The sequence below is a fragment of the Arsenicicoccus sp. UBA2120 genome, from assembly GCF_002330965.1.
In the GTDB taxonomy this organism is placed as follows: Bacteria; Actinomycetota; Actinomycetes; order Actinomycetales; family Dermatophilaceae; genus Arsenicicoccus; species Arsenicicoccus bolidensis.
This window is the reverse complement of record NZ_DCYC01000090.1, coordinates 33830-47267: the sequence shown is the minus strand read 5'-3', so window position 1 is coordinate 47267 and position 13438 is coordinate 33830. Positions and strand designations below refer to the sequence as shown.

Genomic DNA, 13438 nt, shown 5'->3' with positions numbered 1-13438 from the left:
CGACCGATGAGCTCTCCTGGACTGCGCTACTCGCTGCTGCGGATCATGCTGTTCCTCGGCTGCCTGATCGTCCTGTGGCTCGTGGGGCTGCGGGGCCTGCTCCTGGTCATCCTCGCCGGCCTGCTGTCCATGGTCGCCTCGCTGTTCGTCCTGCGCGGACCCCGTGAGGAGTTCAGCGCCCGCATCGCCGAGCGGGTCGACCGCAAGGCCGCGCGCGCCGAGGCGGCGGGAGCGCACAAGGTCTCCGACGAGGAGGTCGAGGACGACGAGATCAGGCGGACGTCGAGCGACGGCAGGATCGACGACCGCGCCGCGCGGCGGACCGACCGCCGGCACGACGGTCTCTGACATGGCCGGCGTCGACCCGACCGCCGCCGAGGTGGCTGACTCCGAGGTGGCCGGCACTCAGCCTGCTGACGCTCAGCCGGCCGGCGAGGCGCAGGGGACCCCCACCTCGTTGCCGTTCCGGCTCGGGGACTCCTACGCCAGGGCGGTCCCGGCCCTGTCGCTCGCGTGGTCGGCCGCTCCCGTCCCCGCAGCGCGCCTGCTCACCCTCGACGAGGGGCTGGCTGACGATCTGGGCCTGGACCCGGCGTGGCTGCGCTCGCCCGACGGGGTGGCCCTGCTCAGCGGACAGGTGCCCGAGGGCGTGACGACCGTCGCCCAGGCCTACGCCGGCCACCAGTTCGGCGGCTACTCGCCGCGGCTGGGCGACGGGCGCGCCCTCCTGCTGGGGGAGCTCGTCGACGGGTCCGGCACTCGCCGCGACCTGCACCTCAAGGGCTCGGGTCGCACCCCCTTCGCCCGCGGCGGCGACGGCAAGGCCGCGGTGGGTCCCATGCTGCGCGAGCACCTCGTGAGCGCCGCCATGCACGGGCTCGGCATCCCGACGACGCGGGCCCTCGCGGTGGTCGCGACCGGCGAGACGGTGCTGCGCGAGACGCCGCTGCCGGGGGCGATCCTGGCGCGGGTCGCCGCCAGCCACCTGCGGGTCGGCACCTTCCAGTACGCCGCCGCGACCGGTGACCCCGCCCTGCTGCGATCGCTGGCGGACTACGCCATCGCCCGCCACCACCCGGAGGCGGCCGAGGCGGACGAGCCCTACCTCGAGCTGTTCCGCCGGGTGACCCTGGCCCAGGCCGAGCTCGTCGCCCGATGGTCCCTGGTGGGCTTCGTCCACGGCGTCATGAACACCGACAACATGACCATCTCCGGCGAGACCATCGACTACGGCCCGTGCGCGTTCATCGACGCCTACGACCCGGCGACGGTCTTCAGCTCGATCGACACGGGTGGTCGCTATGCCTTCGGCAACCAGCCTGCGGCCGCGCAGTGGAACCTCGCGCGCCTCGGCGAGACGCTGATCCCGCTGATCGCTGGGGGCGCCGAGGGCGCCGAGGGCGCTGAGGGCACTGAGGGCGCGGCCGGTGCGGACGCTGCGGTCGAGGCCGCGACGGGCGTGCTGCACGAGTTCGCCGAGCGCTACGACCGGGTCTTCGTGGACGGCATGGCCGCCAAGCTCGGCCTGGCCGGTCTCGACGCGGCGACGACCCGTGACGTGGTCCGTCCGCTGGTCACAGACCTGCTCGCCCTGCTGCAGACCCATGGCGTTGACTGGACGTCCTTCTTCCGCGCCCTCGCGGCGGGAACGGCGGGCGGTCATTTCCTCGACGCCATGGCCTTCGACGCCTGGAGCGCCCGTCGCGACGCCCTGCTGCCGGACGACCGGGCGGCCGTCGCGGCCCGGATGGACGCGGTCAACCCGGTCTACGTGCCGCGCAACCACCGGGTCGAGGAGGCCCTGGCTCGCGCGACAGCGGGCGACCTCGGGACGTTCGAGCGGCTGCTCGACGCCGTCTCGAGCCCGTATGCCGAGCGGCCCGGCCTCGAGGACCTGCGCGGTCCTGCGCCGGCGGGGGCGCCACGCCACATCACCTACTGCGGCACCTGACCTACCGCCGGTAAAGGCATCGACCGCCCTTCGTTCGCCAGGTCGATGCCTTTACCCCCGGTAGGTCTGTCAGTGGATCGCGAGGCCGGCGGCCAGGAGCCCGCCGTAGGTCAGGGCCACCAGGCCCGTCGCCGCGAGCACCCGGATCAGCGCGGGACCGGTCGCGCCGCGCAGCACGTCGAGGCACGGCTTGATCGCGGGCAGCAGGCCGACCAGCCCGAGCAGCGCCCACCGGTGACCGGCCCAGGCGGCCAGGCCGGCGCACACCGCGGGGACGACCATGAGCACGACAAACAGGATCCGCGTGCCGCGGTCCCCGAGCCGCACCGCGAGGGTGCGCTTGCCCGCCACCTCGTCCCCGCTGATGTCGCGCAGGTTGTTGGCGACGAGGACCGCCGTGATGATCGAGCCGATGCCGACGGCGCCCGCCCAGGTGCCCGCGTCGACCTTCTCGGCCTGGGTGTATGCCGTGCAGACCGTCGCCACCAGCCCGAAGAACACGAACACGAACACCTCGCCCAGCCCGGCGTAGCCGTAGGGGCGGCGTCCGCCGGTGTAGAACCAGGCCGCCAGGACCGCGGCGATCCCGATCAGCAGCAGCCAGGTGTCACCGGACAGTCCCATGAGCGCCAGCCCGGCGAGGCAGGCGAGCCCGAAGCACGTGAACGCGGCGTACTTGACCAGCAGCGGCGTCGCGAGGCCACCGCCGACGAGCCGCACCGGCCCGACCCGGTCGGCGTCGGTGCCGCGGATGCCGTCGCTGTAGTCGTTGGCGTAGTTGACGCCGACCTGCAGGAACAGCGCGACCAGCAGCGCGAGGAGGGCGAGCGCGGCGTCCCACTGCCCGAGCCCCGCTGCGGATCCGGTGCCGACGGCGACGGGAGCAAGAGCGGCGGGCAGGGTCCGGGGGCGAGCGCCCTCGACCCACTGGGAGATGGTGGCCATGAGCACATTGTCTCGTGATCGAGAGATCGCGGTGCGCACGGCACGCGCGCCGGACGGGTGAGTCGTCGCCCATGGCCCGGAAGCCGAAGACCGATGACGAGCGACTCAGCTGCCGCCCGGCCCGGACCCCCTCTCCCGCGGCCTCGGCGCCGCGCTGAGCACCTGGGACAGCAGGTCCCGGACGGCCGCGGGGTCCGGCTTGCCCGGGCCCCGCTGCGGTATGCCGTCCGCGGCGGCGACCACCCGGGGCAGGGCGTGGGCCGCGAGGTGGGGGCGTAGCGCCGCCCGCACCCGCTCGGCGTCCCAGCCGGTCGCGACCTCGTCCGCCGCCGGACCGCCGACTCCGTCAGGTCCGGGGTGACCGCCACCCCCACCGCCACCGTCGCTTCCGCCTCCGTGGCCGCCGTCGCGCGCGCCGTCCTCGACGACCAGCGCTCCGACGACCTGACCCCACTCGAGGTCGGGGACGCCGACGACGACGCACTCGCGGACGCCGGTGACGTGGGCCAGGATCGCGTCCTCCACGACGCGGGGGGCGACCTTGAGCCCGCCGGTGACGATCACGTCGTCGGCCCGACCCAGCACCGTGAGGGTGCCGTCCTCGGCCAGCTCTCCGAGGTCGTCCGTGCGGAACCACCGCGTGCCGTCCTCGACCGTGAAGTGGGTTGCGGTGAGGGCCGTCTCGCCGAGGTAGCCGTCGGCCACCATCTCGCCCCCCAACGAGATGCGTCCCTCGTCGAGCCGGACGCGGGCGCAGGAGAGTGGCCGTCCGTCATACACGCACCCGCCCGCGGTCTCGCTCATGCCGTAGGTCCGCACCACGCGCAGCCCGGCCGCCACCGCCTGCGCGTGCACGGTAGCGGGCAGGGCGGCCCCACCGACGAGGATCCCGTCGTACGTCGCCGCGGCCTCGGCGCCCAGAGGTGAGGCGAGCAGCCGGACCAGCTGGGTCGGCACGAGCGAGGTGTAGTGGCGGACGCCACCGGTGAGACGCTCGGTCGCCGCGGCGAACCCCTCTGGGGTGAAAGGACCGTCGTCGGTCGCGACGGGGGAGTGCCCGGCCAGCAGCGAGCGGGCGAGGACCTGCAGGCCGGCGATGTGCGTGGGTGGCAGGGCCAGCAGCCACTGCCCATGGCCGCCGAGGTGCTCGGCCGTGGCCTCGCCGGATGCTCGCACGGCCGCGGCCGACAGGACGGCCAGCTTGGGTGTCCCGGTGGAGCCGGAGGTGCCGACGACGATGGCGGTGCCCTCCGGCGGCGAGGGCACGTGGTCCGATCGGCCCGGTGGCGCCCCGCTCGGGCACACCGCCGCACCACGCCCGGTGAGGGCCAGCTCGAGGGGCGCCAGGTCGCCGACCGCCGAGGCGGGGGACTGCGTGCCGGGCCAGTGGACCATCGTCATGCCACCGACCCTAGCCGCGCCCACCGACAGACCTCCTGCACAGGTCTGGCGCCATTCCTGCACATGTGTAGGATATGTGCATGTCCCTCCTCGAACGCCGCCTGCAGATCCTGCTCGACCAGGATCGCTACGACCGGGTCGCTCGCGCCGCCGAGGACTCCGGCCAGAGTGTCGGGGCGGTGATCCGGCACGCCATCGACGTCACCTACCCCGAGGACGTCGGCGCGGCCCAGCACGCGGCCCGGTGCTTCCTAGACCGTACGTCCGAGCCCCGCGACGAGCCGCCTCTCGACCTCCGGGAGCTCCGGCGCAACCTGGATGACGAGCTCATGGCCACGCTGCCCTCGTGAACGAGGTCTTCGTCGACAGCGCGGTGCCACTCCTGGCCGCGGGCGGCGCCCATCGCTTACGGGCGGCATCACGGGAGGTGATGGCTGCGGTGGCGGCCGGGAGCGTCCGCATGCACGCCAGCGTCGAGATGCTGCAGGAGTTCACCCACCACCGCATGCGGATGGGTGCGGTGCCCGAGGCGTTGCTGGACGCTCGAGACCTGGCGGACATGACCGTTGTCCATGCCTTTGACCTGGAGGTCTGGCAGGAGGCGACCCGCCTGATGCAGGTCAGTGCGATCCGCGGGCGAGACGCTGTGCACGCAGCGACCGCGCTGCTGGCCGGTTTCGACGAGATCATCTCCCCAGACACCGACTTCGTCGACGTGCCGGGTCTGCGACGCATCCACCCGGCCGACTGGCCGGCCTCCTGACCCCAGCCTCCGCCTGTCCGGTGCCCGTTGACCCGTCGACCTGTGGACCCACCGAGATCGGCGGCCGGGCTCAGGGACGGACAGGGAGGCCCAACGCCCTCGTCACCCCGCGCAGGGTGCTGAGGGTCACGACGATCGACAGGGCGGCGCACGCCGTCATCGCGGTGCCCACGGGCATCACCTCCGTCAGACCCCCCGCGAGCAGCGCACAGCCCCTGCGTCGTCATCCGCCCCGCCCCTGTGGCCGTAGGCGGCCCTGAGTGAGCTGGGAGCTCAGTTCGGGTCGTCTGAGGGCCGGTTCTGGGCGTGCAGGCGACCTGTTGTGAGCTGGGAGCTCAGTTCGGGTCGTCTGGGGCGACGCGCGTGATGGACATCTCCTCGCGGTCGTTGGTGGGGCGTGGACGGCATACGAGCCGGGCGTGCAGGCCCGGCCATGGACCGGGCAGGATGGGAGGCATGACTGACGCGATCACCACCCGTCCCCTGGCCGTCGTCACCGGAGCCTCCAGCGGCATCGGCGAGGCCACCGCCCGTCGCCTGGCCCAGGAGGGCTTCGAGGTGATCTGCGCGGCGCGGCGCACGGAGCGGATCGAGCAGCTGGCCAAGGAGATCGACGGACGGGCCGTCACCTGCGACGTCACCAGCGAGGAGGACGTGGCGCGCCTGGCGCAGGAGGTCGGCGACCGGCTCGACGTCCTCGTCAACAACGCCGGTGGCGCCCTGGGCACCGAGCGCATCGCCGACGCGGTGGTCGACAAGTGGCGGCAGATGTACGACTCCAACGTCATCGGCGCCCTCAACGTCACCAAGGCCCTGCTGCCCGCGCTTACGCAGGTGGAGGGCGGCATGGTCGTCATCGTCTCCTCGATCGCCGGCCTCGGGGTCTACGAGGGCGGCGCGGGCTACTGCGCGGCCAAGCACGCCGAGACCGTCATCGCCGAGACGCTGCGGCTCGAGGCGGTCGAGGACGGCATCCGGGTCTGCGAGATCGACCCGGGGCTGGTGCACACCGAGGAGTTCTCGCTCGTGCGCCTCGGCGGGGACCGGGCGGCGGCCGACAAGGTCTACGAGGGGGTCGCGGAGCCACTCGTGGCCGAGGACGTCGCGGACGCGATCGCGTATGTCGCGACCCGGCCCTCTCACGTCAACATCGACCGTCTGGTGATCAAGCCGCAGGCCCAGGCCGCGCCGCACAAGCTCGTCCGTCAGCGCTGACCCCGGGGGGACGGCGGCTGACGGCCGACTGGCCTCGGTTGATGGCGGCGGCCGCGCGGGTGGGCGGCCCTCGCCAGGCGCCGGGCGGTCCGGCATACTCCCGCCCATGACCCGTGACACCGCAGTCCCAGGCGCTGCCGCTGACGCCGCCAACCCGCCCCGGTGGAAGATCATCGGCCCCGGCCTGATCGTCGCTGCCACCGGTGTGGGCGCCGCCGACCTGGTGGCCACGTTGATCGCCGGCAGCAAGTTCGGCTACGGCCTGCTGTGGTGCGTGCTCGTCGGCTGCATCATGAAGATCGTGCTGGTCGAGGGCGCGGGACGCTACTCCCTCGCCACGGGCCGCACGATGTTCGAGGGCTGGCGCTCGCTCGGTCCCTGGACGACCTGGTACTTCGGTCCTTACATCGTCATCTGGGGCTTCGTCTACGGCTCGGCCGCCATGGCCGGCACCGGTCTGCCGCTCAACGCGCTCTTCCCCGTCCTGGACACCAAGTGGTGGGGCATCATCTCCGGGCTCGTCGGCCTGATGCTCGTGTGGTTCCACCGGTACGGCCTCTTCGAGAAGGTCATGGCGGCGTTCGTGGGCCTGATGTTCGTCGCCATGGTCGGCGCCGCGATCATCACCCTGCCCAACCTCCTCGACATCCTGGCGGGCCTCAAGCCGTGGATCCCGGACGGCGGCCTGGTCAACGTCCTGTCGCTCGCGGGCGGCGTCGGCGGCACCATCACGCTCGCGGCCTACGGCTACTGGCTGCGCGAGAAGGGTTGGGACACAACGCGCTTCATGCGGGTCATGCGCATCGACAACACCGTCGCGTATGTCGTGACCGGCATCTTCGTCCTCGCCACGCTCGTCGTGGGCGCCGAGCTGATGTACTCCATGAAGGTCGCCAGCGACGACAAGGGGCTGCTCTCGGTGGCCGACGTCCTCGACCAGCGCTACGGGCCGTTCGCGGGCAAGGTCTTCCTGCTCGGCTTCTTCGGCGCGGCCATGTCCTCGCTGGTCGGCGTGTGGAACGGCGTCTCGTTGATGTTTGCGGACTTCGTCGGCAACCTCAAGGGACTGCCGTCGGGCCACGCCGACACGCGCACCGGCGGCCGCTACTACCGGTGGTACATCCTGTGGCTGACCTTCCCGCCGATGATCATGATGTTCTGGGGCAAGCCGGTGGTGCTGATCCTGGCGTATGGCGTCCTCGGCGCGTTCTTCATGCCCTTCCTGGCGGTCACGCTGCTGTGGATCCTGAACACCGACCGCGTGCCGCGCGAGTGGCGCAACAAGGCCTGGTCCAACGTCCTGATGGTGGTGTGCGCGCTGGCCTTCGCGGCGCTCGCGGTGAGCGAGATCGTCAAGGCGATCCAAAAGCTCTAGCTAGGCGGGCTGCTCGGCGAGGCGCTTGATGTTGAGCAGCATCTCCCGGCTCATCACGAAGCTCACGGGCTCGATGACATAGGGGCCGCCGGCCAGGCGCTGCGCGAGGCTGTCGCCGTGGGCGTAGGTGTTGCGCTCGATCAGCCGGGTCCGCCCCTGGCTGAGTGGCTGCAGGTGGTAGGACCAGACGGTGGTGGCGAGCGGCCCGCCCTCCGGCACACCCACGAGGACGAGCGAGACGCCCGGCCGCACCTCGGCCACGACGAGCGGTGGGAGCTGCGGGTGCAGCCTGACCTCGTCGCCGACGCGAAGGTCCTGCAGGTCGGGACGGATCTCCTCGACGTTGCTGTCGAGGGAGCCGGCAGCCTGCTCCAGCAGCTGGTGGCTGTAGAAGCCCCCGCGGCCTCGCCCGATCTGGGCGAGCCACGGCCAGACCCGGTCGGGGGTCGTCCAGATCGTGATGGCCCGCGTGGATCGCCAGTCGTGGTCCTCGATCAGCTCGTCGCCGCCGAGCGTCGCGGACACCTCGTCCGGGGTGGCGCCCCAGGTGCGTCGCTCGTGGCTGTGCAGCGGCCCCGTCGCGAGGTGGGCGGCCATGCGCGCCGCGCCGGCCAGGTTGTCCTTGAGTCGATCACCCAGTGCCATGGCACCAGCCTAGGTCGAGTCGGGTCAGTACGGCCGGTAGGGTCCACCGCCGCGGAGGCTCTTGACCCCGGGGACCCCGGCAAGACCGCCGTATGTCGCCTGGGCGTAGCGGGCCCCCGCCATGATCTGGGCGACCGGGTCGTTGCGCTCCGTGCGCGTGGGCAGCGCGAACGCGTCGAAGGTCGGGCCGATCGTCTGCATCAGGCCGAACGACGGCATGCCGGCGGCGGCGTTGCGGTCGTAGGTGTTGACGACCCCGACGTCACCGCCGGACTCGTTGTAGATGATGATCGCGAGGTTCTCCGCGTCCTGCGCACCCTGGGGGTAGCCGTTGGCGTAGAGCAGCCCGAGGGCCTCGCCGATCTGGCGGCTGAGCTGCGGCGACACGGTGTGCCCGTTGCCGATGACCGGGGTGCCGGGGCGGACGGTGCGCACGACCCGGCCGTCCGCCAGGACGACGAACGAGCCGTCGGCGACCGCGCGCCTCGTGTCCGCGTCGGTGAGGGTGGTCGCCTGGGTCCGGGCGGCGGTGAGGGCGTCGAGTGCGCGCTGCTGGGCCTCGACGGCGTCCGCGAGCGCGGCGTCGGCGGTCGTGCGTCGGTCGTCGGCCAGGCTCGTGGCGGTCTCGGCGCGCACGGCCGGCACCGCGATGGCGGCGGCAGCGGCGGACGGGGTGAGCGGCGCGGTGGCTGCCTCGGTGGCGGGACGCCCGCCGGCGGCGGAGGCCACGGACCGGGTCTGGGCCTCGACGGTCTGCTCCCAGGCGCGGTGAGCCGCGGTGGCCTCGGCGTGCGTCTGCTGCAGCGTGGCGCGGGTGCGGGCCTCGGCGGTGCGCGCGGACGCGAGACCGGCCTTGGCGGTGCGGGTGGTGGCGCTGTCGATGGGCCGGGCCGCGAGGAGTGCACCGGGCACCGCGACGGGCCGCAGCAGCCGGGAGACCGTGGCTGCGGGCAGGGCCGAGCGTGCGGTGGAGCGGGACGCCGTGTCCTTGTCGCGCGCGGCGAGCGCCGCCTGCACGACCGGGCGGGAGGACGGCGCGGGCGCCGCCTCGACCGCCGAGGCGGCGGGGGCCTGGCCGGAGATGTCGGTCGTCACCACGGCGGTGGTGGCAGCCACGGCGAGGGTGACGGCGACGAGGCCGGGGGTGGACGGACGGCGCGCGGAGGCGCGATGGCGAGGGTGATGACGCATGGGGGCCGATCAGGGAGGGGGCGGCGGTCAGGTGCTGCGATGCTGCGGGCACAGCGGCGCCGGGGCCGTGAGGCCGGGGACGGGGCCGCCAGGGCGCCAGCACGCATGAGATGGGCCGACGCGGGGCGCGTGCTGACTCGTTCGGGGCGAGGCACGCTCTCACTACCATAACGCTCCGGACTCGGTGGTCCGAATCGACCGAGCACAGCTGTGTGACCTGGGCAACGCCCATCCGGGTGAACTAGTTGCGATCTGCAGCCGTCAGTGGCGCTGCGCGACCTGCTCGTCCTGCCCCACATCGTCTGCGCCGTTGCGCGACTCGTCGTCGGCGTCACCGGTGGCCCGGTCCCGGGTGGCTCGCAGGCTCGTGACCGTGACGATCGCGAGCACCGCCACGATGAACACCAGCGACCAGGCGGTGGGCACGGTGGGGACGCGCGGCCAGATGCCGTGGGCCCAGTGCAGGATCAGCTTGACGGCGATGAAGCCCAGGATGATCGCGAGCCCGTGGCCGAGGTGCACGAGGCGGGACAGCGCGCCCTCGAGCACGAAGTACAGCGCGCGCAGGCCCAGCAGGGCGAAGGCGTTGGTGGCGAAGACGAGGTAGGGGTCGCCGGTGATGCCGTAGACCGCGGGCACCGAGTCGATGGCGAAGATGATGTCGGTGCCGAGCACGGCGAGGGTGACGACGGCGAGCGGGGTGAGGGCGCGGCGCCCGGCGTCCCGCACCGTCATCCGGGTGCCGCGATAGTCGCCGGTGACCGGCCACACGCGGTTGATGAGCCGGACGACCGGCATCTCGGCGACGGGGGTGTGCTCGGCGTCGCTCATCGCGTCACGCGCCACCTTGACCGCCGTCACGAGCAGGATGATCCCGAAGAGCAGGAAGGCCCAGTCGAAGCTCGCGATCAGCTGGGCGCCGAGGGCGATGAAGATGCCGCGCAGGACCAGGGCCCCGGCGACGCCGATGAGCAGCACGCGCTGCTGCAGCTCCTTGGGGACCGCGAAGCCCGCCAGCAGGAGCATGAAGATGAACAGGTTGTCGACCGAGAGCGACTTCTCGACGAGGTAGCCCGTGTAGTACTCCATCCCGATCTGCGACCCGTGCTGGGTCCAGACCCAGGCGCCGAAGAGCAGGGGGAGCGCGATGTAGAACGCCGACCAGCCGATCGCCTCGCGCATGGAGACGGCGTGCGGCTTGCGGGTCAGCAGGAAGTCGAGCGCGAACAACGCCAGCACGGCGCCCAGGGTCACGGCCCACAGCATCGGGGTGCCGATGCTGTCGAGGGCACCGCCCGTGGCGGCGGCCGGGCTCGCGGCGGGCGCGGCGGCATACGGCAGGGACAGGGTCAGCATGAGATGGGGTTCCTCAGATCGTCGTATGGCGGTCTGAGGTCTCCTTCACCCGCGCCAGGCGCCGGGCCCCCGTCCGAGGCGGCCGTTTGACGTGGCCGCCGGAATGACCGGATCGGGACTGGGAAGTACTCCCCTCGGCGAGCAACCCTAGGCGCCGGCCCTGGGCGTTCCCTGGATGTCCGGAGGCTCGGGAGGGCTCGGGAGGGGCTCGCGAGCAGCTCGCGACGGCGGTGTGATCTCGTCCACATCCTCTGGTGAGGATGGCCTAACTGAGGTTAGCCTTGCCGACATGATCGTCTGCCACTGCCGCATCGTGCGCGACACCGAGATCCTCGATGTCGCCGCGGCAGGGGTGCCCACCCTCGGAGCCATCTGCCGGTCTACCGGCGCCGGCACCGTGTGCGGCGGGTGCGTCCCGGCGGTGCGATCGCTGCTCCAGAGGTTCCGGGAGGACACGTTCGAGCCCGTCGGCGCTAGGCTGACGCTCGAGCACGCACTGACGCCGCAGTTCGCGCGTCTCGCGTCCGTCCAATCGGCCCTGGAGGATTCACATGCAGCCGCGTAGCCCACGGATCATCGAGCTCCTCAACGAGGCGCTGACCTTCGAGCTCACCGTCGTCAACACCTACTTCCTGCACGCGCGCATGCTCGACAACTGGGGCCTGCCCAAGCTCGGCAAGGTGTTCTACGACCTGTCGATCGGCGAGATGAAGGACGCGGACGAGCTCATCGAGCGGATCCTGATGTTCGACGGTCACCCCAACGTGCAGCGCCTCAACCCGATCAGCATCGGCGAGTCCGCCGAGGAGATGCTGCGGCTCGGCCTGGCCAGCGAGGTGGCCGCCGTCGCGCAGTTCAACGGCGCGGCCGAGGAGTGCCACGCGCTCGGCGACCACGCCACGGCCTCGATCTTCGAGGAGATGGCGCGCGACGAGGAGACCCACGCCGACTGGTTCGAGGGCCAGCTGGACGCGGTCGCCCGCACCGGCGTCGAGAACTACCTCGCGATGCAGCTCGCTCCGGGCGAGGCACCCTGACGCTCGCCGTTCGCAGCGGTCAGAAGTACCACGGGAAGGGCGACCAGTCCGGGTCGCGCTTCTCCAGGAACGAGTCCCGCCCCTCGACGGCCTCGTCGGTCATGTAGGCCAGGCGTGTCGCCTCACCGGCGAACACCTGCTGACCGACGAGGCCGTCGTCGGTCAGGTTGAAGGCGAACTTCAGCATCCGCTGTGCCTGCGGGCTCTTGCCCATGATCTCGGTCGCCACCTGCAGCGCCTCGCGCTCGAGGTCGGCGTGGTCGGCCACGATGTTGACCGCGCCCATCCGGTGCATGTCCTCGGCGGTGTAGGGCCGGCCGAGGAAGAAGATCTCGCGGGCGAACTTCTGCCCGACCTGCTTGGCCAGGTAGGCCGAGCCGTAGCCGGCGTCGAACGAGCCCACGTCGGCGTCGGTCTGCTTGAACCTGGCGTTCTCGCGCGAGGCGATCGTGAGGTCGCAGACGACGTGCAGGCTGTGACCGCCGCCGGCCGCCCAGCCGTTGACCACGGCGACGACGACCTTGGGCATGGTGCGGATCAGGCGCTGCACCTCGAGGATGTGCAGCCGCCCGCCGGCGGCCTTGACCCGCGCCTCGTCCACCGCGGCGGCGGTCTCGTCGGTGCTGCCCTCGACGGCGTACTGGTAGCCGCTGCGGCCACGGATGCGCTGGTCACCCCCGGTGCAGAAAGCCCAGCCGGCGGTCGTGGCCGACTGGCCGGTGCGGGGCGTGGGGCCGTTTCCGGTCAGCAGCACGACACCCACGTCCGGCGTCATCCGCGCATGGTCGAGCGCGCGGTAGAGCTCGTCGACGGTGTGCGGCCGGAAGGCGTTGAGGATCTCGGGGCGGTCGAACGCGATGCGGACCACGCCGTTGGCGCTGCGGGACGGGCCGCCCACGCGGCGGTGGTAGGTGATGTCGGTGAAGCCGAAGCCCTCCACCTCCGCCCACTCGGCGGGGTCGAAGGTCTCGCTGACGAAGTCCAGGGCGCTCACGGACCCGAGGATAGCCGCGCGGTCCGATGGCGGCGGCCCGCGGGCGGCATACGGTGGAGGTATGCCGATCCCCGAGTTCATCGTCGAGCTGCGCCGCCACGTCGGTCACGCACCCCTGTGGCTCACCGGAGTGACCGCCGTGGTGCTGCGTGGGGAGGGCGACGAGCAGGAGGTCCTGCTGGTGCGGCGCGCCGACACCGACGAGTGGAGCCCCGTGACGGGCATCGTCGAGCCCGGCCAGGAGGTGCACGAGGCGGCCGTCCGCGAGGTGCAGGAGGAGGCGTCCGTCGTCGCCGCGGTCGAGCGGCTCGTGTGGGTGTCGACCACGGAGCCGGTGCGGCACGCCAACGGTGACCAGGCGCAGTACGTCGACCACACCTTCCGGCTGCGGTGGGTGTCGGGGGAGCCGGCGGTCGGCGACGACGAGAACCTCGAGGCGCGCTGGTGGCCGGTGCGCGGCGTGCGGGAGGGCGTGCCGCCGATGCGGGCCCACTTCGGGGACCGGGTGCGGGTGGCGCTGGACGACCCGTCCGACGTCCTCCTCGGACCTACCTCAGGTCGTCAC

At 72.2% G+C, this 13438-nt stretch carries 15 protein-coding genes; 9 read left to right on the top strand and 6 right to left on the bottom strand.

Going from position 1 to position 13438, the window contains the following annotated elements; translation table 11 throughout:
- Nucleotides 1–6 precede the first annotated feature (6 nt).
- On the top strand, nt 7–348 hold the full coding sequence (locus tag B2P18_RS15490) for a DUF4229 domain-containing protein (RefSeq protein WP_286961209.1): 342 nt from the start codon (nt 7–9) through the stop codon (nt 346–348).
- 1 nt (nt 349) lies between these two features.
- The gene (locus B2P18_RS15485) at nt 350–1951 is read left to right on the top strand and encodes a protein adenylyltransferase SelO (protein ID WP_286961211.1); all 1602 of its coding nucleotides are present in this window, start codon (nt 350–352) and stop codon (nt 1949–1951) included.
- A gap of 69 nt (nt 1952–2020) precedes the next feature.
- Here B2P18_RS15485 and B2P18_RS15480 read toward each other — a convergent pair whose 3' ends face one another.
- The gene (locus B2P18_RS15480) at nt 2021–2896 is read right to left on the bottom strand and encodes a 1,4-dihydroxy-2-naphthoate polyprenyltransferase (RefSeq protein WP_286961212.1); all 876 of its coding nucleotides are present in this window, start codon (nt 2894–2896) and stop codon (nt 2021–2023) included.
- Between the two features lie 105 nt (nt 2897–3001).
- Nucleotides 3002–4297 (bottom strand): AMP-binding protein, encoded by a 1296-nt coding sequence (locus tag B2P18_RS15475; protein WP_286961479.1) that lies wholly within the window; start codon nt 4295–4297, stop codon nt 3002–3004.
- Between the two features lie 80 nt (nt 4298–4377).
- Here B2P18_RS15475 and B2P18_RS15470 point away from each other — a divergent pair, with 80 nt between their 5' ends.
- From B2P18_RS15470 to B2P18_RS15455, 4 genes are all read left to right on the top strand, one after another.
- Nucleotides 4378–4647, top strand: a complete 270-nt coding sequence (locus tag B2P18_RS15470; RefSeq protein ID WP_019286446.1) for a hypothetical protein — start codon at nt 4378–4380, stop codon at nt 4645–4647.
- A complete protein-coding gene (locus B2P18_RS15465) occupies nt 4644–5060 on the top strand; it encodes a type II toxin-antitoxin system VapC family toxin (RefSeq protein ID WP_019286445.1) in 417 nt (138 codons plus the stop codon). Before B2P18_RS15470 ends, B2P18_RS15465 begins: the two co-directional genes overlap by 4 nt.
- Before the next feature lie 456 nt (nt 5061–5516).
- The gene (locus B2P18_RS15460) at nt 5517–6275 is read left to right on the top strand and encodes an SDR family NAD(P)-dependent oxidoreductase (RefSeq protein WP_019286443.1); all 759 of its coding nucleotides are present in this window, start codon (nt 5517–5519) and stop codon (nt 6273–6275) included.
- A gap of 106 nt (nt 6276–6381) precedes the next feature.
- Nucleotides 6382–7650 carry an Nramp family divalent metal transporter gene (locus B2P18_RS15455; RefSeq protein ID WP_286961478.1) on the top strand — a complete coding sequence of 423 codons (1269 nt, stop codon included), beginning with the start codon at nt 6382–6384 and terminating at the stop codon, nt 7648–7650.
- On the opposite strand, the gene B2P18_RS15450 is transcribed toward B2P18_RS15455, so the two are convergent.
- From B2P18_RS15450 to B2P18_RS15440, 3 genes are all read right to left on the bottom strand, one after another.
- Complete coding sequence (locus B2P18_RS15450; RefSeq protein WP_019286440.1) at nt 7651–8295, bottom strand: hypothetical protein; 645 nt, start codon at nt 8293–8295, stop codon at nt 7651–7653. It abuts the gene before it with no gap.
- Nucleotides 8296–8319: 24 nt separating this feature from the next.
- On the bottom strand, nt 8320–9411 hold the full coding sequence (locus B2P18_RS15445) for a transglycosylase SLT domain-containing protein (protein ID WP_286961230.1): 1092 nt from the start codon (nt 9409–9411) through the stop codon (nt 8320–8322).
- A 336-nt stretch (nt 9412–9747) separates the two neighbouring features.
- Nucleotides 9748–10842 (bottom strand): TerC/Alx family metal homeostasis membrane protein, encoded by a 1095-nt coding sequence (locus B2P18_RS15440; RefSeq protein ID WP_019286438.1) that lies wholly within the window; start codon nt 10840–10842, stop codon nt 9748–9750.
- A gap of 289 nt (nt 10843–11131) precedes the next feature.
- On the opposite strand from B2P18_RS15440, the gene B2P18_RS15435 reads away from it, so the two are divergent.
- Both B2P18_RS15435 and bfr read left to right on the top strand, forming a co-directional pair.
- A complete protein-coding gene (locus tag B2P18_RS15435; RefSeq protein WP_029211305.1) occupies nt 11132–11407 on the top strand; it encodes a (2Fe-2S)-binding protein in 276 nt (91 codons plus the stop codon).
- Nucleotides 11394–11879, top strand: a complete 486-nt coding sequence (bfr, locus tag B2P18_RS15430) for a bacterioferritin (protein ID WP_019286436.1) — start codon at nt 11394–11396, stop codon at nt 11877–11879. The genes B2P18_RS15435 and bfr overlap by 14 nt, the downstream gene beginning before the upstream one ends.
- A 19-nt stretch (nt 11880–11898) precedes the next feature.
- Here the strand turns inward: bfr and B2P18_RS15425 are convergent, their stop codons facing one another.
- Nucleotides 11899–12873 (bottom strand): 1,4-dihydroxy-2-naphthoyl-CoA synthase, encoded by a 975-nt coding sequence (locus B2P18_RS15425; protein WP_029211304.1) that lies wholly within the window; start codon nt 12871–12873, stop codon nt 11899–11901.
- 61 nt (nt 12874–12934) lie between these two features.
- Here B2P18_RS15425 and B2P18_RS15420 point away from each other — a divergent pair.
- Nucleotides 12935–13438 (top strand): NUDIX hydrolase (locus B2P18_RS15420; RefSeq protein WP_286961477.1); only part of this gene is annotated, 504 nt, incomplete at its 3' end.